Genomic DNA, 22,444 nt, shown 5'->3' on the forward strand with positions numbered 1-22,444 from the left:
ACCTGTGGGCCGTCGGGCGGATCATCAGGATGGGCAGCCGGATGGCCTCGGCGGAGATGGAGGTCCGGACGGCGGGATACAAGCTCGCCGCCACGGGCGCGGGGACGTTCATCGTGACTTCGACGCCTTATCGGGATGGGAGGCAGGGCTTAACATGAAAAAGGTTATTCTTAGCGACGCGGCGCCGCTTCATGCGGGTAACCTTCCGAAGAGTTTCATCATCCAGCGCGTGCACTTGTGACCGAAGTCGACGCCGTCGCCATACATCATCGGGCAGGCACCGGCGATCACGCTGATCTCATGTTGACGGCAGTACTCGACGGCCTCCGGCGAGACACTCGAACCCTTCCCCATCGACTGGTGCATCCACACGCGGCGGACCCCGGCTTTGGTGCAATCGCGCACGATCCGCTCCGTGATCTCGGGTCGAGTAATGATCACCACTCCATCGACCCCACCCGGGATGGATTGCAGGTCGGGATAGCAGCGATCTCCCTCGAAGGTCTGCAAGCGCGGGTTCACGGGGATGACCTCGTGCCCGGTGCTCTTCAACCGGCGGTAGATGAGATCGGCGGCCAGGTGCTGGCCCTTGTCGCGCGACACGCCGGCAACGGCGATGCGCTTCTGGGCGAGGAAGTCGTGCACCTTAGCTTCCAGGGTTGTTGCGGCCATACGGTGCCTCCGTATACGCCCCGCGCCGGCCGCTAGGCTTTGCGCGCTGCCCCAGGGATCTCCGGGGATGGCTCCAGACCCTGAAGGAACGTGAACCAGTCGTGGCCGGCTGCGTGGGCCTTCAGCAGATCGAGCAGTGTTTGCGACTGCTCTCCGTAAATCGTCATGAAATGACCGTCCGCGTAGTCCTTGAACAACTTGGCGCGAGCTTCGAAGATGTGGCTGTTGTGCTCGATCAGACCTTCCGGGCCGGTGTAGGCCTCACGAACCTCGCACTTCGTGCCATCGGTGCTGAGGAACCAGTCGTAACGCAGCGTTCGTGTATCCTTCTCCTTTGTGAGACGGATCAGCTCAGCCGCCTGCTTCTTGAAGCCCTCAAGGCAGCCCGGGCGCACGGTCATGTGCGCGCTCAATTCCAAGTAGCTCATTGCTCCTCCTTGACTGGTCCCTCGGCCGCTCCGGCGGATAATGAGTAGGAATCTTAAGGCAATGAGTAGGAATTCCAAAGCAGATTTTCGGAGAGCCTGGGATCTACGCGGGCGTTATGCCGACGACAAGAAGACTTTTGGCCTGGATTTCCTGATCTCGGAAGGTGCGGTCATGGAGCACAACGTCTGGTCGTTCCAAGACGTCAGAGGTGGTTGGGGTCAGCCCTATTTTCGATCCCAAGTCTCCGTAGACTTCATCGGGGGGCCCCCGGCCGTCGGCGACGGGGTTTCGTTCTGCACGTTGATGGTTTTTCCATCGGCCGACAGCTCGGCCTTCGAGGTCCCGAACGGCTGGCCGTTCATCTTCAAGGTCGTGAACGTGTGCCGGTCGTCCAGCCGCTTGATGGCCATCGTCTCGCCGGACGGCTTGCCGTCGACGATGACGGCGGCCTCGGATCCGTCCAGGGCCGATTCGAGACTCATGATGCTTACCTTTGAGCCCATCGTGATATGGTAGGTGATTTTCCAGCCGGTCGCGCCGAAGGGTTCGATGGTCATCGTCATCGCCTGAGTGTCCCGTCGCGCCCAGGTCCCGATCCCCAGGTCGGCCGCCCAAAGCGCCGGGGCCGAGGCCAGAAGCGTGGCGATTGCTACGACGACTCTCATAACCCCTCCCATCCGCATCCGATGACGTAAAGATACTCAATAAGCCGGGCCGGCGATAGATCAAATATCCAGGCAAAATCAACGGTAAAGGACAAAACCCTTGCGGATCAGAGCGATCAACCCGGTCAGCGCCTGCAGATCGCTTCCGGGAAAGCGATCGAGGAATGCCTCCAAGAGGCCGCCGTGCTCGAGGACCGTCTGAAGGACGTCGAGCTCCGCGGGCGACAGTTCGCTGAGCCGGCCGGCCAAGAGATCCGCGGTCATCGGCGCCCAGGGCTTGAGCGTCTTCAGCGAAAGGCGGTTGATCTCGTCCATTTCACGAACGCCATTCATGAGGAGCGATTCGGTGGAGTCGCTCATCCAACGATCCTCGGGAAGGCCCGGATCGATCTGGGGGTGGAGCTCGAAGGATCCCTCGGTCCACCGGAGCATGCGGTAAAGGGACTTCCTCGGGGAGACGGCGGGGCTTCCCTCGATCTGACAGAAATAGACGCGGCCGCCGCGGAGGAGGATACGGCCGGTCCCATGGAAGGATCGGATCTGGAGCAACCCGCTCTCCTGGGAGCCGGACAAGAGCCGGAGAAGGTCCGCGAGAGGAGTTTCATCGATGAGACCGGACATGCATCGCCGGGGTTCCGCCGCGGCCGTGGCAGACCGGTCGTCCCGCGGCTCGATCTTGGGAGTCATGGACCCCATCAGACGAAGGCCGACGGGACCGGCGATTCCGACCGGGGATCCCGCCCCGCTGACATTGACGAAGGCGCTGGCAGCCCCCACACGGGAATGGCCTGGGATGGCCGCCGAGACCGGAAGGCCATAGGCCGCGGGGTCCCCCGGCAGGCCCAGGGGCCCCACGCCGGCCATCCGGAACAGCGGGATATGGTTCGTGACGACCATGGCGATAGCTTTCCCAAAAACATCACCTTTCTACAAGGGCCATGCACGCGTCGCTGTGTAATAAGATTGTAAAAGCCTCGCTCCATCTTTTTGCACAAGCTTAGTCGACCTTTTCCCCAAGTCCGCCGATGATACGTTCAATACCTGAAGGTACGATTCAAGTTTTTGATCTTTCGGAGGTGTTCATCGTGAAGCGGGCAGCTCACGGCACGGTTTGGCTCTTCTTGTGGGTGGGGTCCTTCGCCATCACCCTTTCAAGTCTCGTCTATTTCCACGCTGACGAGCTTGCACCCTTCGTGATCGAAAAACTTCCCCTGCCCCGCGAAGGCTTCTACGTGCTGGTCTTAAGGATCCATGTCATCGCCGCCGCCCTGGCCCTGCCCGGCTGCTTGATGCTGTCGTCGAAACTCCTTCTCAAACGCTGGCCCGGATTTCACCGCTGGGGCGGACGCGTGACGGGCGGACTCGTGATCTTTCTCTTGACGCCCACGGGGTTCTACCTGGCCTTTTTCGCCCGGGGCGGCCGGGGGGCGACATTGGGCTTTCTCCTGTCGGGGGCCGTCGTCCTATGGGCGATGATTCAGGCGATTCGCGCCGCGCGGGCCGGACAATTCGCAAGACATCGCCGGTTGACCTTTCATGTCCTGGGGCAACTGAGCGTCGCGGTCTCGTCGCGGGCCATGCTGTTCGTTCTGGAATCTTGCAATTTTAACCCGGACGTTGCCTACCGGATCAGCCTGTGGATTCCCGTCTTGGGGACGTTTGCCCTCGTTGAATTCTTGACTTCACCCGCCCTGTTTCAACTTATTTCTCGGAGGATCTATGACCCAATCGTCCATCCGGCCCCTTCTCTTCGCAGCCCTGGCGCTGATCTTGGTTGAGGCGCCCCCTCCCCTCTCCGCGGAAGCCTCGAACCCCCTAGCGTCTTCCGCGGAGTCGGTGATTCGGGCGAAGCTCGTGGAACCCCTCCAAAAGAAGGAAGAGGGCCGCTCCCGTTTTTCGAGGGCGGTTTCGGCGCCGCACGCCCGGCGCATTCGGATTCTCGACGACACGCCTCACACCGACCGCGTCGGCCGTCGTTTCCTTCCCTTCGCCATTGACGAAAGACGCGCCTTCGGAGCGGAGGGCGGGGAAGATGGCACGGGATCCGACTGGCTCAAAGACGCCTTGACCGGTTGCGTTTATCCGGAGAGCGGCGAGGTGATGGTTCGGCGCGGGGATGTCTATTACGCCTCTTCGGTCTTGCTGGGGCGGCCCACTCCGACGGCCCCGGCCGATGTCTGCCGGCCCCTCTGACCCGCTGCATCTTCCAATGAGCCCGGATCATCTGGTAAGAGGTCTCCGGGATGAAAAGAGAATCCTTAAGCGAAATCATCCGCCGCCCGTGCGACGAGGTCTTCGATCTTTTGCACGATTACGAACGACGCTTGGATTGGGACCCCCTCCTTCGCGAGGCCAGCTTGTTGAACGGGGCCTCAAAAGCCGCGCCCGGCGTTCAATCCCTCTGTTCGGGAAAATGGTCCACGGGCGGAATCCCGATGATCACGGAATACGTCACCTTCAAGCGGGGCGAATACGCCGCGGTCAAGCTGATCAATAAACCGCCCTTTTTTCAAAGCTTCGCCGCGACGATCCGGCACGCCCCGGTCAACCCGGGCAGCTCACAAATCAGCTACATCTACCACTTCGAAGCGAAACCCAAATGGCTCGCCTGGCTCTTGGAGCCCATCATGAACCTCAGGTTGCGAAGCGAAACGGCGAAACGGCTGAGGGCCTTGAAGGAGTATTTGGAACGATAAGGCAACTAATCCCTCAATGTTTGTAACCCTATGTAAGATCATGAGAACTCATAATCCTGCGGATATTTCTTTTCAAAGTGACAACCTCACGGAAACAACGTCCGATAAGATTATTGAAACGAAAACAATTGAATAACGGGTCGCATACAACCATTTCTTCATAGGAGGAGACTATGGATTGGGTCACTCGACTGGATCGTGGAGCTTCCGAAGTCACGACGTGCAGTTACGACTCCAATGACTCCCAGGGGGCGGATTCCTGCAACCGAAAGATCAACTCGGCCAGGAGCGGTGCGATCGATGGGATGAGAACGAAAACCTCCGCGAGTAAAGTCAGCTGCCGACACCGCGTTTCCCATTACGAGAATGGACAACGGACCCTTCAAACACTGATCTGCAGAGGTTCGAGGCGCTAGCAAAGACCGCTGCCAACGACCTCGGACAGCGGGCTTACGATCGATCCACAGGCGCATTTCCTTACATTTTATTACACTTTCTTACACTTTTCCTCATCGGTGGATCGGCGTTTCTGACGTCTTTTTCCTATGAGAGGGAGGCGCGGGAAGTTAAAATACGCCAAAGCCAACATTGAAACTTTAGATCCACGATAAAGGCAAACCCGGGGTAACCCGGGGACGCAAAGCCACGAGCCCTCGTTGCCTTGGCAAATGAGGGTAGTCGGGTTGCCGAAAGGAGTGTGATGCATTTTTTGACCCACCTTTGCGTTGAAGCGAAGTGTGGGTTTTCTTCTTCCAAACCTCAAGAAAGAAAGGGAGTGGGTTATGACTCACAGCAAAAAATGGAGCATCCGAATATTTTTCTTGTCCCTGTCAATAATCCTTGGCCTGGCCGCCATGGGCACGCCTGTCTTTGCCGGTATCAAATGCGAGGCGGTCCCCGGAGCGGTCACGATAGGGGCACAGGCTCAACTCGTTCCGCCCTTTGCGGGAACACCCTTTTGGCGTCCCGAGAGCGCCCAATGGGATCCACGATCGGGCTCCTGGTATGTCTCGAACCAACATCTCTTGACGGGTATTGCGCCGCCGACGGCCCCATCGATGACGGATGGTTATATCACTCAACTCAATGCGGACGGCTCTCTTGCCGAGCAGAATTGGGTGGTGGGGCTCGGGGACCCCAAGGGCATTCGGATTCTTGAAGGAAAACTCTATGTGGCGGATTTCAACGATAGTATCGACGTTGCGAATACAGCCTACTGTCTGGGCGGCGGCATCGCAGATGACGGTGTGGGAGACAATATGATTGTCGTCATCGATATTGCGACCGCGGCCATAGAAAACGCATTATGTGTCCCAGAACCGGCCGAGGTTTCCACGATCGATAATCAAGTCAATGATCCGGTCGTCGACAAGAAAGCGGCCTCCGTCTACGTATCGACGCGAAATACCCTGCCCATCTTGCAGGGATTAGAGACCCATGTTTGGCGGGTGCCCCTGGATGGCTCAGAGCCGGTGCCTCTGCAGGTCGACGGGGACGATACGCCTTTTGGAATACGACCGAATGGGACCCTTCTCATTCAGAATGACCTGGTGGTCGTCAACGGAGAGGGCAAGTTCTATCGGGTCGATCTTGACACCGCTTTCGACCCGACGCAGTCGATCGTGCTTCTCGGAGCCTGGCCTGGCCTCAAGTCCCTTGATGGCCTGGAGCGGGACGGTGGCAGTTTCTTGGTTACCATGAACGAAGCGCCGACGGCTAATGGAGGGACTGGAATCACCAAGCTCGCGAGGATTCGGTTCCAGCCTGACGGGACCGTAAAGGAACAAGACCTCTGCGATGGGAATTCAGGCGCCCAGTTGGCGGACATCGGAATCAACCATGACACAAGGGTGGTGGCGATTCCCCAACTCAACCAGATCTTCGGAAATAAGATCACCTTCATCAGTCTCGATAATGTTCCTGAACTGGACTGATGCCTTTTTTCCGGCCGTTGGAGCGCCGTAGTGCGCGGCGATGATGACGTACGCGAGAAAGAAGGTCTTGAGGAGCGGATCGACGAGGTGGTAGTTCCCCGGGCTGTGAGGACTTTGAAACGGATCCCGGTCTACCTCCTCGTTTTGGCCCAGACGGGTTGCTTCCCGTTTGGATCCTCCCCGTCCCCTTTCCCGCTGAAGAGCGCCGACGGCCGGATCCAGATCACGCTTCCGGCGGGATGGAAGCAAGACCGCGCCCTTCATGCGACGGCCGAACTCGCCGCCTCGAATCGCGCCGGAGAGATGTATGTCATCGTACTCTCGGACAATAAATCGGATTACGATGAGATGAGCCTTGAGAAAAATTCCGAGATCACGCGGACGGCGCTGCTGGAAGGGACGAAATCGCCACAGACGTCGGGGCCCCAAAGACTGACCATCAACGGCTCCCCGGCGCTTCAATACGAAATCCAGGCGACCGTCGATAACCTTCACATCGTCTATCTTCATACGACCGTCGAAACCGCCGGATACTATCATCAGATTCTCGCATGGACCCTCCGGTCCCGCTTTGAAAAAGCCAAGCCCGTCCTTCAAGAGGTCATTGCGAGCTTCCGGGAAATTTCCAGCCGATGAGGGCTCCGGGATTATCAAGATGATAAAGTGTCATTTTTTTGCCGTCAAAAAACCCACGGCGCCTATAACGAGTGCTTTTTTTTCAAGGACTTAGCTCCATCCACCGTTTGGCTTCGAAATTGCTGTGATGTGTCATCAATGGAACCTTGGGGCCATTCGATGAAGCGGTTTCGGCGTGTCATTCTGTGGGCGGGGATCCTTTTCGCCCCCCTGCTTCTCCATCTCATCGTTCCGAACCTCGCACTGAACATCGTCAACCGGTTCGGCGCACGCATCCTCCTGACGTCGGCTCAACTCAGAGAGATATGGAGCGTGAAGGATTCACCGACGGAGGCCGCGCCTGCGATCGCGAACGGAGAAGTCACTCAGTAACTGCATCGCGTCTCTCATTTTGTAATCGCAACATTGCCCCCGTGGGCCGATAAGTCGCGAAAGCGGGATTCTTGCATCGAAGAAGTATTAGCCCGTATATTGCCCGTCATGAGATCACTCCTCGTCTTATTGGCGCTTCTCACTTCTCCCCTTTCGGCCCTCGCCGATCAAGCCCTGCCCCCCGTCCCGATCGACGTCTTGGTTCTCGGCAGCGGCCCGACCTACGCAGACATTTTGAAGAAGGCGAAGGAGATTTCACAGAAGAGCGGGACACCGTTCAGCGATCTCGACAAGGTTTACGATCGTAAGGGCCGTACGTTCACCCTCCCTCAGGAGGAGGGCGATCCGGTCTTTCCGTACCTGGGCCGGCCGACCGCAGCCTGCGAGCCCGAGTGCATTTCCGTCGAGAAATCGGACGCATTTCCGGGGATGACCAAGGATCTCTTCCTTGTCGTCGGAGGCGTGTTCGAAACAACGGCCGGGGGCAAAGTGAAATCCAAGGAGCAGCTCAAACGCTTCACACCCCTCGTCCCGGACGCCTATCTCAAGCGAACCACCTGGGATCCGAATTGCCCTCTTTAAGGGAATCGCGCCGATAAGCCGGGCTTCGCCTGCCGATGACCTACGGATCATTTCGTAACTCGCTGAGTTTGATTTTAAGATGCTCCTTGTATCTGGAGAGCAATTCCAATGAGTCCTTCACGTAGCCGGAGGCGGTGACATCGCCGCCGATGTACTTCTCAAGTAGCGCGCTCAATTGATCATGGATGGGGCAATTCCCGGGACGGCCGTTCTTGGAGATAGGGCAATCCGCGCATCTTTGACCGGAGATCGTCCTTCTGACGAAATCCTTTTCCCACTTTTTTCTGTATTCATTGGCATGTCCCTCCACCCACTCCATGGCGTGCCGTTCCTGTTCCGCTTGGGGGAACCCATCGATATAACTTTCGATGGCTTTCAGCTCGCGTTGAACAAAATCCTCATCGTCGCAGTACGAGACTCCGAGCTCGTAGCCGACGAAGCGCAGAATCAGCGCGAACAATGGGTCGTCGATCTTATACATAAGGGGTGAATTTTAGACTCTCCCCAGCTTCCTGTCCATTGCATCGTGAATGCAGAGCTTCCCGTTGCACTTGATTTTTAAATTCTCTCGCGACCCGTTCCTTGTTAGGTGGTTGGGCATGCCGGACCGGCCCCTTCTCAGCAAGGACGGAAGCGTTCACGTCACCGACGAATTCTACAACACGCTCATTTCCAGCGTGGGCGCGATTCTCGCGGCGATCGGCTCGTTTTTTCTCGTGTCCGGGGCCTGGAGGGGGTCGAGACCCGGGGCCGTGCTGGGTTTTTCCATTTACGGACTGACCCTCATCAACATGTTTGTCAGCAGCGCCCTTCACCATGGCGTCAACGGCTCTCCCAAGACCAATCACCACCTCCGGCAACTCGACTACTTCGCCATTTTCATGCTGATTGCCGGAACATTCACGCCTTTTTGCCTCATTGTGCTGAGAAACAGCCTGGGATGGAGCGTCCTCGGAATCATCTGGTCCCTGGCCGTCACCGGAATCGCCTTCAAGGCGTTCGTCCCGCACGCGCCGAAATGGCTCCTGACCTCACTCTTTATCGGCATGGGTTGGCTCGGGTTGATGATCGTCAAGCCCGTCTCTCGGGCGATCCACTGGCAGGGGATTTCGGCCTTGGTCTTGGGCGGCGTTTTTTTTACCGTCGGAGGATTGATCTACGCACTGGAAAAACCGAACCCCGTTCCCGGAAGGTTCGGTTTTCATGAAATATGGCATTGTTTCGTCTTCGCCGGCGCGGCGAGCCATTTCTTCCTCTTCTTTTGTTTCTTCTGATCCGGGTGTTTGCCTAAACTTTTCGAGCGAGAAAAACGAATTTTTCGGCGGTGTCTTCGATCGGAAGAAAAGGCTGGCACAACTCCCGGTAGCGGTTGATTTCCTGGTCCGGAAGATCCTCGATGATGGGATGAGGAAACCAGCCCGAGTGCAGGATGAAATCCCGGAGCTCGTCAAAATCGGTCAACCGGATCGACTTTCTGTGGACCGACTCCTCGACGACCTCCAGTCCCGACTCCCGAAGCAGCTCCCTCAAGTCGTCGCGATTCTGGGGAACGTTCGAAGATGACCGGATGAACTCCTCGGACAGGAAGGCTGAGCCGAGGCTGCGGAGCGTCGGAAACGTCCCGTGCGTTGCGGTCGCGAGGGAGCACCAGCCGCCCGGACGGAGCGCGCGGTGGACGAGAGAGAGAAGCTTTCGGTTGTCGAGACGGGCCAAAACGAAGTGCAGGGTTGCGAGATCGAGTCCGCTCGGCTCGACGTGGCGCTCCAGATGAAGCAGGTCGTCGTGGCAGAAACGGATCCGGGATGCGGGAACTGAGACCAATTTCGCGCGAGCGATCCGCAGCATCTTTTCGGAACCGTCGATCCCGCAAAGCGAAGCCTGTGGGTAAATCGACGCGAGGGCCATGAGAAGCTCCCCGGTTCCGCAGCCCAGGTCCGCGACGCGGACCGGCCCCTGACCCAGGTTTCTCCGGATCTGACCTACGGCCATTTCCCGGCATTCCCGGTATAAATCGAAGGGGTCTTCGTCGAAGCGCTCGGCGACGTAGGCGTCATAAAGGCGGCTGGGGTTCATGGGTCGCTTTTTAAGGAGAAGACCCGGAAAACACAAGCCTCTCGGCGCGGGCTCAGGTCATTTAATTTGATCCCTCGTCGATGGGCGGGTTCGCGGGCAACGGCCCGGTATAACTGGTCAATCCGGCTTTTTCCTCGGTGTTCGCCGGACATCGAAACGGGTTGAAGAAACGATTCCTATCGGCCTCTCTTTATTAGTGCTAGCCTGTCTTTGAGAGTAATGGATGCCAAGACACTTTCTAACATTGACCTCGCCCGACCTTTTGGGCCTTGCGATCGGTCTCGAAGCCTCAAATGCTTGGCGGTATCGCGAGTGGGCGGACCGGTTCCGGCCATTTAACGAATCGGTGAGCGCCCTATTTGACGATATGGCGGTCCAGAGCGACCGACACGGCGTTGACCTGCGTACGTCGCATGCGGAGCGTTTCGGCCATCTGGTCCGTTGGGCGGATTCCCTCGAAATTTCCGCCCACACCGAGAACGCCGTCGGCGTGGGGGAACACTTCTTCGTCGTCGACAAGGCGATGGCCAGCCGCATCCTGACCTCGGCGCTCCATTCGCTGTCCAAGGCGCGTTATTTCTACAAAACGATCCTTGTGACGACGAAGAGCCCGGCACTTCGCAACGTTTACGAGCCGAGGACGTTGCCCGACAGCGGACATGTCGGAAGATTGAATTACTTTCTGGAGCATTGTTGACCTATGAAAGCAACCGACCGAAAAAGAACGTCCAAAAAGGCGAAGGCGATCGGCATGAACCACGTGGCCCTGGAGGTCGGCAATATCGAGGACGCCTTGGATCTGTACCGCCGGCTCTTCGACTTCACCCTGCGCGGCCGCCAGAAGGGGTTGGCCTTTATCGATCTGGGCGACCAGTTCATCGCGTTGCGGGAAAGCGCCGCCCGGCGCCCCGACGGCGGCCGGCACGTCGGCTTGGTGGTGGATGACGCCGACGCGGTGAAGCGCGAGCTCGACCGGGCCGGTAAAGAAGTCCGGCGCATCGGGGACTACGACTTTCTCGATCCCTGGGGCAACCGGATCCAGATCATCGAATACAGTGAATGCCAGTTCAGCAAGGCGCCGGGGGTGCTCCGGGGCATGAGGCTGGCCGGGTTGACAAAGAACGACGAAGCTCTGGAGGAGCTAAAAGAGAAGGGAATGATATGACGGTACAAAAAACAAAAAAGGTCAGAAAATCGAAAGAGTCCTTGCTCCGGGAGGACCAAGAGGCCGAATGGCGGAAGAAACTCGACCAGGGGAATAAGACGCCAAAGGCGTATGCCATGGACAAGGTCTATCTGCTGGACGACCGCGTCGACCACCAGACCTTCGGCGTGGGTCTCGTGGTGAGCCTGATCCCTCCCGGCAAGATCAACGTCTTCTTCCAGGACGGTCTGAAGATGATGAAATGCGGCTAGCTTGCTCTTCGCCTCCTCATGAACCGTTTCTTGACCCCGCACGGCGCCGGGGCCATGATGTTCGGGCAAAATCGAGGAGGCGCTCATGTTCCGCAACATCCTGGTTCCGGTCGATTTCACCCCCAAGAACCGGCGCGCGATCGCCGCGGCCATCGACGCCGCCGCATCGGGAGGCCGGATCACTCTGCTGCACGTCGTGGAGAAGATCGACCTCATCCCCCCGGCCGAGCTGAAGGAATTCTACGAGGAGCTGATGACGGCCGCGCGCCTTCACATGAAGCGTCTTGCCTCGCGCTTGCGCGGGCGGCCGATCCGGGAGGAAATCTTTTTAGGCAAACGGACGGAGACGATCGTCCGCCACGCCCGCGACCGGAAGGTCGACCTGATCGTCATGAACTCCCACCGGATCTCTCCGGGCAAGAAGGGCCAGGATTGGGGCACGATCAGCTATAAGGTGGCCGTCCTCGCGCCCTGCCCTATTCTCCTGGTCAAGTGATCGGGGAGGTCCGTCTTGCGGACGGCCACTCGTCCGCGGCCAGCGGCTGCCTCCATTCCCTCTGCTTGGCGACGACGTCCCAATCCGCCTCGGAGGCGTCGCGTCCTTCGTCCTTCCGGCTCGCCACGCGCTCCTTGAGGACCTCCTCCGTCGCCTCGAACACCAGGATCGTGAACGGAACGGCCAGGGACTCGGCCAGGGCCCTGAACTCGTCGCGCTCTCCCCGCCTCAAAAACGTCCCGTCGACGATGACGGAAAACCCGGCGCCGAGGATCATCCAGCTTAAGTCCAGGAGCTTCCGATAGACCCGGCGGGTCGCGTCCGGTCCGTAAACCTCCGCTCTCTGGGACGGAGGCGACGGTTCATCGGCCTTCAGGCCGAAGAGACGTTTCCGCTCGACGTCGGTCCGCAACCGGATGCACCCTTCCTCCTCCAGGATTTTCTGGGTTCCGTACGTCTTCCCGGAACCGGAGATGCCATGGGTGATCATGAGCCCCGGCGGATTCGTGCGCGTGAAACGCCGCGCGAGTCCGAGATACCCGTCCGCCTCCCGTCGGATCTCCTCGCGATCCGTCTCCGGAAGATCCGGCTGCGAAAGCCGGATCGCCGCCACCTTGGCGCGGACCAGGGCGCGATAGACCTCGTAGAAACGGAAGACCCGCAAGCCTTCGTAATCCCCGGTTCCCTCCAGATAGGCGTTCAGGAGACGGAAGGCGAGGTCGGAACGCCCCCTGTCCTCGAGGTCCATGACGGCGAACGCGATCTCGCTCATGACGTCGATCCACCGGAGTTCCGGATTGAAGTCGATCGCGTCGAAGATCCGCACGCGACCGTCGACGACGGCGACGTTGGCGAGGTGCACGTCGCCGTGAGCCTCCCTGACGAACCCCGATGCCTTCCGCGCCTCGAAGACCGGCTCGAGATGCCTGGCCTCCGCTTCGCACCAGCCGGCCAGTCCGGAAGACTCGCAATGCGCGAGCGTTCCGCGCACCGCTTGAATCACGGCCTCCGGCCGCCCATAGGAGGCCTCCGGCGCCGCCGCGGGAATGGAGGCGTGAAACTCCGCGAGCTCCCGGGCCAGTTGATCGATCTGTCCCGCCTCCAGCCTCCCCGAGGAGAGCACCCGGTCGAGACGGCAGGACTGGTCGAACTCGACCATCTTGACCGCGTATTCGATCGCCGCGCCCGCGCCACCCAATCGCGGCGCCGATTCCATCCCCGTGATGGGAACGACCCCCGCGTAAAGTTCCGGCGCGAGTCTCCGGTTCAGGCGCAGCTCCTCCTCGCAGAAGAATTTCCTCTTCTCCAGCGACGTAAAATCGCAGAATCCGAGGTTCACGGGCTTTTTGATCTTGTAGGCGAAGGGCCCCGTGAGGAGGACCCACGAGATGTGCGTCTCGATCACGGCGAAACCCGTGACCGGGTGGTCGAAGAGGGCCGGGTCTTGGAGGGCCTGGATCAACGCGTGGGACACGCCGTCATTATCGCACCCCCGGCGCCTTTGATCATGACCGATGTCATGGTATGGTAAAATGATGAAATTCATCCGCCTCTTCGAGGAGGTCGGGATCGAGGACGTCGCGTCGGTCGGAGGCAAGAACGCCTCCTTGGGCGAGATGGCGCGCGAACTCACCCCCTTGGGCGTCCGAGTTCCGGGCGGATTCGCCGTCACGGCCGAGGGTTACCGCTTCCATGTCCGGGAGGCGGGCATCGGGGATGAGATCCGCGGGATCCTCGAAGGTCTCGACGTCCGCGACGTGACCGACCTCGCCCGCCGCGGGGAACGCATCCGGAATCTGATCCTCCGGGCCCCGCTCCCGCCGGAACTGGCGGGTGAAATCCGGGAAGCCTACGAGGGTCTTTGCCGGGGCTACGGTGAGAACGCCGGCGTCGCCGTGCGCTCCAGCGCGACCGCCGAGGACCTTCCGGACGCGAGCTTCGCGGGCCAGCAGGAGACCTTTCTGAACGTTCGCGGCGAGGCCTCCCTCCTGGACGCCTGCCGCCGGTGCTTCGCCTCGCTCTTCACCAACCGGGCCATCTCCTACCGGGTCGACAAGGGTTTTGACCATTTCCAGGTCGCCCTCTCGATCGGCGTGCAGCTGATGGTCCGGTCCGATCTCGCCTCCTCCGGCGTCCTGTTCACGCTGGACACGGAATCGGGCTTCCGGGACGTCGTCCTCATCACCTCGTCCTACGGGCTCGGGGAAAACATCGTCCAGGGTGTGGTGAACCCCGACGAATTCTACGTCTTCAAGCCCACGCTCAGGGCCGGCTTCCGGCCGATCGTCCAAAAAACCTTGGGGACCAAGGAGGTCAAGCTCGTCTACAACCCGCGCGGCGGGACGCGGGAGACCCGAAACGTCCCCGTTCCGGCGGCGGACCGGCGCCGGTGGTCGATCTCGGACGACGAGATTCTGACCCTCGCGCGGTGGGGGGTCCTGATCGAGGATCACTACGGCCGGAAGGCCGGATCTCCCCGCCCCATGGACATCGAATGGGCCAAGGACGGGCTGACGGGCGCCCTTTTCATCCTGCAGGCACGGCCGGAAACCGTCCATGCGGCGCGGGAGACCGGCGTCCTGGAGACGTTCCGGCTCCGCGAGAAGGGCCCCGTGCTCGTCGAGGGCAAGGCGGTGGGCTCGCGGATCGGCCGCGGACGGGCGAGGCTCATCCGGGACGTGAAGGACATCGCGTCCTTCCGCCAGGGCGAGGTGCTCGTCACCGAGATGACCGACCCCGACTGGGAACCGATCATGAGGAAGGCGGCCGGAGTGGTGACGGAGCGCGGGGGCCGGACCTGTCATGCCGCGATCGTGAGCCGCGAACTGGGAGTTCCCGCCGTGGTGGGCGCGGAGTCGGCCTGCGCGAAGATCCCGGATGGGGCCGATGTCACCGTCTCCTGCTCCGAAGGCGAGACGGGGCGGGTTTATCGCGGGTCGCTGGACTACGACACCGGCCGCATGGTCGTGAAAGACCTGCCCGTACCGCCGGTCAAGATCCTGATGAACGTGGGGGAGCCGGACCGCGCCTTCGAGTTTTCGTTTATTCCGAACGACGGCGTGGGGCTGGCCCGCATGGAGTTCATCCTGAGCCACGCCATCGGCGTTCACCCGATGGCCTTCGTCCGTTACCCGGAGTTGGCCGACCGCGAAGCGGCGGAGCGGATCGGGAGGGAGGCGGAGGGATACGCCCGTGTGACCGATTTCTTCGTCGAGCGCCTGTCCCAGGGGATCGCCAAGATTGCGGCGGCCTTTTACCCCAAGGACGTCATCCTCCGGAGCTCGGACTTCAAGACGAACGAGTACGCGCGCCTGGCCGGGGGGCGGGAGTTCGAGCCCGCCGAGGAAAACCCCATGCTGGGTTTCCGTGGCGCCTCCCGTTACTACGACGTCCGCTACCGGGAGGGTTTCGCGCTCGAATGCGCGGCGATCCGGCGGGTCCGCGGCGAGATGGGGCTCGCCAACCTTAAGACGATGATCCCCTTCTGCCGGACGGTCGACGAGGCCCGGCGCGTCCTGCAGGAGATGGAAACGAACGGCCTTGTCCGGGGCAAGGATGGCCTGGAAATCTACATGATGTGCGAGATCCCGTCGAACGTCCTCCTCGCGCGCGAATTCGCAAAGCACTTCGACGGTTTTTCCATCGGCTCCAACGATCTGACCCAGCTCGTCCTGGGCGTGGACCGCGACTCGCCGGTGGTCGCCCCGCTTTTTGACGAGCGGAACGAGGCGGTGCGCGAGATGATCCGCATGGTGATCCGGGAGGCGAAGGCATCCGGCGTTCCGGTGGGCATCTGCGGTCAGGCGCCGAGCGACTACCCGGAGTTCGCCGAATTCCTGGTGGCGGAGGGGATCGGCAGTCTCTCTCTCAACCCGGACGCAATCGTGGCCACTCGGCTGCGGCTCGCCCGCGGCCCTTAGGCCCTTTTCTTGGCGGGTTCACCGGCTTGGGGAACGGTCAACAGCCGGCCCCGGATCCTTTCCGCGAGGCCGATCTCCAAATCCTCCTCGAAACGGTTCATGCAGCGTTCGACCCTCTCGGGGGTTCCGAGGTCGGTCCATCCGCAGGGAGGGACGTCGACGAGCCATAAGGAGGCGAAGGCCCGCTCCAGAAGATCCGTGGAAAAGTCACGAACCGGAAGGTTGCGGTAGAGGCCGTCGAGGGTTTCCGAGGTCCAACGGTCTTGGCTGCCCCCCAAGGCCTTCACGAACGGTCCAAACAGTTCCGGTAGAAACCGCCGGTAGAGGCTGAGCAGAAATCCGGCCGGGGCGGCGAACATGAAGCTGTTCCACAAGGCGCCTTCGCGCAAGAGACGTTCCGCCTCCAGGGGCAGAGGTTTTTCGACAAAGCCCGCGACGCGTCGGCTTGCGCCCTTCTCAAGGCCCTCCGGCACGATCCAACCGTAACCGGAGTCCGCCCCCTCCGGCTCGATGCCCAGGAGGACGACCCTGTCCTTGCTCCGCACGACCGCGGCCGCGGCCTTCCGGAGGGCTCCCTCGAGGACCGCCTCGTCCTCCACGAAGTGATCCGAGGGAAACACGAGGACCGTGGCCAGTGCGTCTTGGAGAAAGACGTGGAAAAGGGGAAGAAGGATTCCCGCCGCGGTCCCGGCGTTTTTCGGCTGGACGATCAGGTGATCGGCCGGACGATCCGCGAACTCGCGGGACCACCAGCGCTTCTGCTCCTGGGCGACCACCGTCACGACACGCTCCGGAGGCACGACTCGCTCGGCACGCATCAGCGCGAAGCGCAGCATCGACGTGCTCCCCCGAAAGGAACAGAACTGCTTGGGAACCGCCTCGCCCCGATTATCGAGGGTGAGCGGGCTCAGCCTCCGGCCCTCGCCGGCCGCCAGAACGATCGCCCAGAGATTTTCGGCCCCGGTCATGAGATTCCTTTCCGATGGGAAACAATTCTTATGCTCAGCTAGGGAATGATGTGTGCGACCTGCATCAACCGCGCCCGGTTCAAGATCGTGATCTCCCTCCCCCGGACCTGAACAAGATGGTCGTCCCGGAACTCCTTCAAGAGGCGCATCGCCGTCTCGGAGGCGGTGCCGATCATCTCGGCCATCTCCTCGCGCGAGAGAGGCAGTTGGATCTGGACGCCGCCGCGGAAAGGGGACCCGTGGCTCTCCGCGAGGACGGCCAGCAACCGCGCCATCCGCTCCCGGACGGTCGACTGGGCCAGCTCGACCCTTTCCTCCTCGCTCGCGACGACTTCTTCCGAAAGCTCCCGGATCACGGCGACGGCGGTCTCGGGACTGATCCGGACGGTCTCCATCACGGCGGCCTTGTCGATGAAGCAGACCGTCCCCTCGCCGATCATCTCGGCCGAAGTGCTGTAATCCTGGCGGTAAAAGACGTCCTCAAGTCCCAAAATCTGTCCGGCGTGGGCGATCCTCAAGATGTGCTGTTTTCCCTGAGAGCTGGTCTTGAATATCTTCGCCTCCCCCGAGTGGAGGCAGTAGATCCCCTGGGTCGGTGCCCCTTCGTAGTAGAGACTTTGCTTTTTTTGGTAAACTCTGTTCGTTTTGACGTTCGCCGGGCGTCCGGCATGGTTGGCCCCCAAACGGCAGAAGATGTTCGTCTCGCGCGCGTTGCAGCGGGAACATTCGAGAAGGGATTTGCTTTTCATGAGGTGGCCTTATTTTACTCTTTAGTGGACGGATGAAAACAACGAAAAAGCCCTGTCACAAGAAAATCGCTCTCATCTCTTCCGAGGCCGTCCCGTGGGCCAAGACCGGGGGCTTGGGCGACATGGTGGGTTCCCTGGGCCGCCACCTCTCCGGACTGGGTCACGGAGTCATTCTTATCCTGCCGAAATACCGTTGGATTTCTCCGGCGGCCCTGCGCCCGCGCGGAACCTTGACCCTTTCGATGGCTGACAAAGTTCAGCCCGTCACCCTCTGGGAAGGCGGTGCGCCGGAGGGAGGGCTCGTCCTTTTCTTGGACATGCCCGCCTTTTTTGGCCGCCCTTCCCTTTACGGCGACGGGATCAAGGATTATCCCGACAACGCGGAGCGGTTCGCCGCCTTTTCGCTCGGGTCCCTGGAGGCGCTCAAGTCCTTGAACATCCGTCCGGATGTCCTCCACGCGAATGACTGGCAGGGGGCCCTCGTGCCCTTCCTCCTCAAGACGACGTACGCGCGGGATCCGTTTTTTCAAGACGCCCGGTCGGTCCTCACGCTTCACAATCTGGGTTATCAAGGCCTCTTCCCCCGCGAGGTTCTGCGCCGCACGGGATTGGACGAGCGTTTCTTCACGCCCCGTCTCCTCGAATTCCACGGACTCGTCAATTTCCTCAAGGCCGGCATCGTCGCCGCGGACGGCCTCACGACCGTTTCGCCCGCGTACGCCCGCGAGATCCTGACTCCCGAGTTCGGCTGCGGCCTGGAAGGCGTCTTGCGTGAGCGGGACGGGGCTTTGGCGGGCATCCTCAACGGCATCGACACGGGGACATGGAATTCCGCCGCGGACCCGCACATCGCGGCCCCTTACGCCACGGGGAATCTCGAAGGAAAGGACGTCTGCAAGCGGTCCCTCCAACGCGAACTGGGGTTGCCCGAACTCGGGGACGTCCCGCTCCTCGCCGTGATCGGCCGTCTCGTGCCCCAGAAAGGGATCGATCTCGCGATCCAAGTCGCGGAGAACCCCGACACCCCCGAGGCTCAATGGGTCTTTCTGGGCCGGGGCGATCCGGCCCTCGAGGAATCCCTTCGCCGCCTCGCGGCCGGGCGTCCGGATCGCGTCGCGGTCCGGACCGTTTTCGATTCCCCCCTTTCGCACCGGATCACCGCCGGCGCCGACCTCCTCCTGATGCCGTCCCGTTACGAGCCTTGCGGATACAATCAGATGTACGCGCAGCGCTACGGGACGATCCCGGTGGTCCGGTCCGTCGGCGGCCTCCGCGATACGGTCGACGATTGCGAGGGCGATCACGGGACGGGCTTTGTCTTTGAGGGCGCGACGGCCGACGCTCTCGCCGCGGCGATCGAGCGCGCGATCGCGTGGTTCCGCCGTCCCGGGGACTGGAAAAGGCTCCAGCGGCGCGCGATGTCGAGGGATTTCTCCTGGGACCTGCCCGCCGGGGCCTACGAGACTCTCTACGAAAAGACGCTCGCCGCGCCGCCGAGGCCTCTTCTTGATGGGGAATTTTCGAAAACTTCCTGATAGGATGTGATCGGAGGCGGGATGGACGGCGACTCGCTGCGGCAATTGATGGAAAGCGTCGGAACCGTCGCCTATTTCTCGATGGAGATCGGCGTGGAACCCGGCATGCCGACGTATGCGGGCGGCCTGGGGGTGCTCGCGGGGGACACGCTCCGCGCCGCGGCCGACCTGGGGCTCCCGGTGGCCGGGATGACGCTCCTCTACCGGAAGGGCTATTTTCACCAGAGGCTGGACGCCGCCGGGCGCCAGACCGAACACCCCGTCGAGTGGTCCCCTGACAAGTACCTCGAACCGATGGAGCCGCGGATCTCCGTGACCCTCGACGGCCGCCCCGTCGCCGTCCGCGCCTGGCGCTATCTCGTCCACGGAATCGCGAGGCTGAGGGTGCCCGTCTACTTTCTCGACACCGACCTCGGGGAGAACCATCCCGCGGATCGCTCCCTCACGGATTTTCTCTACGGCGGCGACGACCGGAACCGGCTCAAGCAGGAGGCCCTCCTCGGTTTCGGCGGCGTCGCGATGCTCAAGGCCCTGGGCCACGAGCGCGTCACCCTCTACCACATGAATGAGGGCCATTCCGCCCTCCTGACGATCGCCCTCCTGGAGAAAAAGACGGCGGAACGCGGGCTCGCCGCGGCCGGGGACGACGACCGCGAGGCCGTGCGCGATCAGTGCATCTTCACGACCCATACGCCCGTCCCCGCGGGCCACGACCAGTTCCCCTACGGCCTCGTCGTTCCGGTCCTCGGCGAGGAACGGGCGCGCGCGATCGAGGCCAACGGCTGCTGCCCCGCCGGCGTCCTCAACATGACCAATCTCGCTCTCTCATTTTCCCGGTACGTCAACGGGGTCGCGATGCGGCACGGCGAGGTCTCCCGCGACATGTTTCCGCACTATCCCATCGACTCGATCACCAACGGCGTGCACGCCCTGACCTGGACCTCCACCCCGTTCCGTGCCCTCTACGATCACCATATCCCCGACTGGCGCCACGACAACCTCTACCTCCGGCACGCCCTCAGCATTCCGGTGGGCGAGATCCGCCAGGCCCACGCGCAAGCCAAGGGGGAACTCCTGGCCGAGGTCCACCGGAGGACGGGCGCCTCCCTTGATCCCGCCGCGTTCACCCTGGGCTTCGCCCGACGCGCCACGGCCTACAAACGTCCGCACCTCCTCTTCGAAGACCCGGCAAGGCTTAAGGACATCGTGCGGCGCCGCGGGCCCGTTCAGATCATTTACGCGGGCAAGGCGCATCCGAAGGACCTCCCGGGCAAGGATCTCATCGCCCAAATCTTCCGCGCCGCGGAGTCCCTCAAGGACGCGGTCCGCATCATCTATCTGGAGGAGTACGACATGGCCCTCGCCAAGCTCCTCTGTGCCGGGGTCGACGTCTGGCTCAACACCCCGCAGAAGCCCCACGAGGCCTCGGGCACCAGCGGGATGAAGGCGGCGATGAACGGGGTGCCGAGCTTGAGCGTCCTGGATGGCTGGTGGATCGAGGGTCACGTCGAGGGGGTCACCGGCTGGGCGATCGGCAACCACGAGGTCTATGAACCCAGCGGCGACGAGGTGGACTCGCTCTACCGGAAGCTTGACGGGGTGGTCCTGCCGCTCTTCTACGGTCAGCATGACGGATTTGGCGCCCTCATGCGATCGACGATCGCCCACAACGGCTCCTACTTCAACGCGCAGCGGATGATGTATCAATACCTCCGCAACGCCTATTTCCGGACCTGAGATGACGACCCTGGAAAGCGAGGCCCGTCGACGGGGGATCGAAACCTCCTACCTTGACGTCGCGGGCCGGCGGTGCGAGGCCAAGCCGGAGGTCCTCGAGGCCGTCTTGGAGGCCATGGGCGGATATTCCGTCATCGAATCCCCTGCCGCATCCTCCTCCCCGCCCCGCGCCCAAACCCCTCCCGCCGGGATACGGCTTTGGGGCGTCTTCCTTCCTTTATATGCGCTCCGCTCGGAGAGGAGCTGGGGGAGCGGTGATTTCACCGATTTGGGCCGCCTGATCCGGTGGGCCGCGGGGCTCGGGGCGCGCTTCGTGGGGACGCTTCCCCTCCTGGCCTCGTTTCTCGACGAACCCTTTTCCCCCAGCCCCTACACACCGGTCTCGCGCCTCTTTTGGAACGAGTTCTTCATCGACCCCGAGGGGATCCCCGAGTTTCAGCCCTCCCCCGGGACCCAAGGCTTACTGGCCCGGCTCCGGAAGGCCCCCCTCGTCGACTACCGCGAGGGCATGCGCCTCAAGCGCCGCGTCTTGGAAGCGCTGGCGGCGGACTTTTTCTCGGGGGCGGCCTCCCGGCGGGAAGCGTTCGAAGGGTTCGCGAAGTCCCGGCCCCGCCTCGACGACTACGCCCGGTTTCGCGCGGGCATCGAGGGCCGCGAGGGGGACCCGGCGGCGATCCGGTATCATCTCTACGTTCAGTGGGTCGCGGATGAGCAACTGGCGGAGGCGGTCCGTGCGGGGGCGCGGGATGGGACGAGGCTCTATCTCGATTTTCCCTTGGGTGTTCACCCGGACGGCTACGACCTTTGGCGGTTTCGCGACCTCTTCGTGGAAAACGTCTCCGTCGGGGCCCCTCCCGATCCCTTCTATGCGAAGGGACAGAACTGGGGCTTCCCTCCCCTCCATCCCGGCCGGTTGCATCCAGGGGGACTCGACTATTTCCGGGAATGTCTGCGGCACCACCTTCGTCACGCGACTCTCTTGAGGATCGACCACGTCATGGCCTTCCACCGCCTCTTTTGGATCCCCAACGGCTTCGACGCGGCGGACGGCGTCTACGTCCGCTACCCGGCCGAGGCCTTCTACGACGCCGTCTGCGAGGAATCGCGGGCGAGCGGCGCGTGGATCGTCGGCGAGGACCTGGGGACGGTCCCTCCCGAGGTGAGGCCCGCCTTGAAGGCCCGCGGTCTCCTGCGCTCCCACGTCCTCCCCTTCGAGTCGGACGAATTCCCGGAAATCCCGGGGGAATGCCTTGCGGCCTTGAACACCCACGACATGCCCCCGTTCGCCGCCGCCTACGAGAGGCCCGAAGAGGCGCGCGAGGCCCTTCGCCGGTCGCTCGAAGGCCTGGCCCGCAGTCCGGCCTCCCTCCTGCAGATCAATCTCGAGGACCTCTGGCTCGAGCGGGAGCCTCAGAACGTCCCCGGCACGACGGACGACGTCGCGAACTGGCGGCGGAAGGCGCGGTATCCCATCGAGGAATTCACGGCCGACGCAGGCGTCGTTTCGCTCCTTCGGGAAATAGATGCCTTGAGGAGGCTGGCGTCCAAGCTATAATGACGATCT

General features: G+C 61.7%; 25 protein-coding genes and 1 riboswitch. Of the genes, 16 read left to right on the top strand and 9 right to left on the bottom strand.

The window, feature by feature from the left end:
- Positions 1-189 precede the first annotated feature (189 nt).
- The 4 genes from VLJ37_07890 to VLJ37_07905 all read right to left on the bottom strand — a co-directional run bounded on the left by VLJ37_07890 (position 190) and on the right by VLJ37_07905 (position 2,663).
- Positions 190-672, bottom strand: coding sequence for a CoA-binding protein (locus tag VLJ37_07890; protein ID HSA59589.1), 483 nt, complete (start codon positions 670-672; stop codon positions 190-192).
- 32 nt (positions 673-704) lie between these two features.
- Positions 705-1,100 (bottom strand): hypothetical protein, encoded by a 396-nt coding sequence (locus tag VLJ37_07895; GenBank protein HSA59590.1) that lies wholly within the window; start codon positions 1,098-1,100, stop codon positions 705-707.
- Between the two features lie 225 nt (positions 1,101-1,325).
- On the bottom strand, positions 1,326-1,766 hold the full coding sequence (locus VLJ37_07900; GenBank protein ID HSA59591.1) for a hypothetical protein: 441 nt from the start codon (positions 1,764-1,766) through the stop codon (positions 1,326-1,328).
- 78 nt (positions 1,767-1,844) lie between these two features.
- A complete protein-coding gene (locus VLJ37_07905) occupies positions 1,845-2,663 on the bottom strand; it encodes a DUF4388 domain-containing protein (GenBank protein HSA59592.1) in 819 nt (272 codons plus the stop codon).
- 188 nt (positions 2,664-2,851) lie between these two features.
- Here VLJ37_07905 and VLJ37_07910 point away from each other — a divergent pair, with 188 nt between their 5' ends.
- The 7 genes from VLJ37_07910 to VLJ37_07940 all read left to right on the top strand — a co-directional run bounded on the left by VLJ37_07910 (position 2,852) and on the right by VLJ37_07940 (position 7,986).
- Positions 2,852-3,544 carry a DUF2306 domain-containing protein gene (locus tag VLJ37_07910; protein HSA59593.1) on the top strand — a complete coding sequence of 231 codons (693 nt, stop codon included), beginning with the start codon at positions 2,852-2,854 and terminating at the stop codon, positions 3,542-3,544.
- Positions 3,486-3,959, top strand: a complete 474-nt coding sequence (locus tag VLJ37_07915; protein ID HSA59594.1) for a hypothetical protein — start codon at positions 3,486-3,488, stop codon at positions 3,957-3,959. Before VLJ37_07910 ends, VLJ37_07915 begins: the two co-directional genes overlap by 59 nt.
- A 50-nt stretch (positions 3,960-4,009) precedes the next feature.
- Positions 4,010-4,462 carry an SRPBCC family protein gene (locus tag VLJ37_07920; GenBank protein HSA59595.1) on the top strand — a complete coding sequence of 151 codons (453 nt, stop codon included), beginning with the start codon at positions 4,010-4,012 and terminating at the stop codon, positions 4,460-4,462.
- A gap of 602 nt (positions 4,463-5,064) precedes the next feature.
- Positions 5,065-5,153, top strand: a riboswitch (cyclic di-GMP riboswitch).
- Between the two features lie 46 nt (positions 5,154-5,199).
- A complete protein-coding gene (locus VLJ37_07925) occupies positions 5,200-6,396 on the top strand; it encodes a hypothetical protein (GenBank protein ID HSA59596.1) in 1,197 nt (398 codons plus the stop codon).
- Positions 6,397-6,501: 105 nt separating this feature from the next.
- The gene (locus tag VLJ37_07930; GenBank protein HSA59597.1) at positions 6,502-7,032 is read left to right on the top strand and encodes a hypothetical protein; all 531 of its coding nucleotides are present in this window, start codon (positions 6,502-6,504) and stop codon (positions 7,030-7,032) included.
- A gap of 159 nt (positions 7,033-7,191) precedes the next feature.
- A complete protein-coding gene (locus tag VLJ37_07935) occupies positions 7,192-7,404 on the top strand; it encodes a hypothetical protein (protein HSA59598.1) in 213 nt (70 codons plus the stop codon).
- Between the two features lie 108 nt (positions 7,405-7,512).
- Positions 7,513-7,986 carry a hypothetical protein gene (locus VLJ37_07940; GenBank protein HSA59599.1) on the top strand — a complete coding sequence of 158 codons (474 nt, stop codon included), beginning with the start codon at positions 7,513-7,515 and terminating at the stop codon, positions 7,984-7,986.
- A gap of 40 nt (positions 7,987-8,026) precedes the next feature.
- Here VLJ37_07940 and VLJ37_07945 read toward each other — a convergent pair whose 3' ends face one another.
- Complete coding sequence (locus VLJ37_07945) at positions 8,027-8,467, bottom strand: hypothetical protein (protein ID HSA59600.1); 441 nt, start codon at positions 8,465-8,467, stop codon at positions 8,027-8,029.
- Between the two features lie 118 nt (positions 8,468-8,585).
- On the opposite strand from VLJ37_07945, the gene VLJ37_07950 reads away from it, so the two are divergent.
- Positions 8,586-9,260: a hemolysin III family protein gene (locus VLJ37_07950; GenBank protein ID HSA59601.1), complete on the top strand. Its 675-nt coding sequence runs from the start codon at positions 8,586-8,588 to the stop codon at positions 9,258-9,260.
- Positions 9,261-9,273: 13 nt separating this feature from the next.
- On the opposite strand, the gene VLJ37_07955 is transcribed toward VLJ37_07950, so the two are convergent.
- On the bottom strand, positions 9,274-10,059 hold the full coding sequence (locus tag VLJ37_07955; GenBank protein HSA59602.1) for a methyltransferase domain-containing protein: 786 nt from the start codon (positions 10,057-10,059) through the stop codon (positions 9,274-9,276).
- 346 nt (positions 10,060-10,405) lie between these two features.
- Between VLJ37_07955 and VLJ37_07960 the strand changes: the two genes are divergently transcribed.
- From VLJ37_07960 to VLJ37_07975, 4 genes are all read left to right on the top strand, one after another.
- Positions 10,406-10,756 (top strand): hypothetical protein, encoded by a 351-nt coding sequence (locus VLJ37_07960; GenBank protein HSA59603.1) that lies wholly within the window; start codon positions 10,406-10,408, stop codon positions 10,754-10,756.
- 3 nt (positions 10,757-10,759) lie between these two features.
- Positions 10,760-11,224, top strand: a complete 465-nt coding sequence (locus VLJ37_07965; protein HSA59604.1) for a VOC family protein — start codon at positions 10,760-10,762, stop codon at positions 11,222-11,224.
- On the top strand, positions 11,221-11,475 hold the full coding sequence (locus VLJ37_07970) for a hypothetical protein (GenBank protein HSA59605.1): 255 nt from the start codon (positions 11,221-11,223) through the stop codon (positions 11,473-11,475). Before VLJ37_07965 ends, VLJ37_07970 begins: the two co-directional genes overlap by 4 nt.
- An 85-nt stretch (positions 11,476-11,560) precedes the next feature.
- The gene (locus VLJ37_07975; GenBank protein HSA59606.1) at positions 11,561-11,971 is read left to right on the top strand and encodes a universal stress protein; all 411 of its coding nucleotides are present in this window, start codon (positions 11,561-11,563) and stop codon (positions 11,969-11,971) included.
- On the opposite strand, the gene VLJ37_07980 is transcribed toward VLJ37_07975, so the two are convergent.
- Positions 11,964-13,445, bottom strand: coding sequence for an AAA family ATPase (locus tag VLJ37_07980; GenBank protein ID HSA59607.1), 1,482 nt, complete (start codon positions 13,443-13,445; stop codon positions 11,964-11,966). The genes VLJ37_07975 and VLJ37_07980 overlap by 8 nt on opposite strands.
- Positions 13,446-13,506: 61 nt before the next feature.
- On the opposite strand from VLJ37_07980, the gene ppsA reads away from it, so the two are divergent.
- A complete protein-coding gene (ppsA, locus tag VLJ37_07985; GenBank protein ID HSA59608.1) occupies positions 13,507-15,891 on the top strand; it encodes a phosphoenolpyruvate synthase in 2,385 nt (794 codons plus the stop codon).
- Here ppsA and VLJ37_07990 read toward each other — a convergent pair.
- Together VLJ37_07990 and VLJ37_07995 are read right to left on the bottom strand one after the other, a co-directional pair.
- Entirely contained in the window at positions 15,888-16,859 is a 972-nt protein-coding gene (locus VLJ37_07990) for a sugar phosphate nucleotidyltransferase (GenBank protein HSA59609.1), read from the bottom strand. The genes ppsA and VLJ37_07990 overlap by 4 nt on opposite strands.
- 38 nt (positions 16,860-16,897) lie before the next feature.
- The gene (locus VLJ37_07995; GenBank protein ID HSA59610.1) at positions 16,898-17,608 is read right to left on the bottom strand and encodes a Crp/Fnr family transcriptional regulator; all 711 of its coding nucleotides are present in this window, start codon (positions 17,606-17,608) and stop codon (positions 16,898-16,900) included.
- A 32-nt stretch (positions 17,609-17,640) separates the two neighbouring features.
- Between VLJ37_07995 and glgA the strand changes: the two genes are divergently transcribed.
- From glgA to VLJ37_08010, 3 genes are read left to right on the top strand one after another with little or no spacing between them, the layout of a single operon-like run.
- Positions 17,641-19,143 (top strand): glycogen synthase GlgA, encoded by a 1,503-nt coding sequence (glgA, locus tag VLJ37_08000; protein ID HSA59611.1) that lies wholly within the window; start codon positions 17,641-17,643, stop codon positions 19,141-19,143.
- A gap of 21 nt (positions 19,144-19,164) precedes the next feature.
- Positions 19,165-20,880: an alpha-glucan family phosphorylase gene (gene glgP / locus VLJ37_08005; protein HSA59612.1), complete on the top strand. Its 1,716-nt coding sequence runs from the start codon at positions 19,165-19,167 to the stop codon at positions 20,878-20,880.
- Position 20,881: 1 nt separating this feature from the next.
- Positions 20,882-22,435: a 4-alpha-glucanotransferase gene (locus VLJ37_08010; GenBank protein ID HSA59613.1), complete on the top strand. Its 1,554-nt coding sequence runs from the start codon at positions 20,882-20,884 to the stop codon at positions 22,433-22,435.
- The last annotated feature ends 9 nt before the right edge of the window (positions 22,436-22,444 follow it).

The organism is bacterium (assembly GCA_035454885.1).
Lineage (GTDB): Bacteria > UBA10199 > UBA10199 > JACPAL01.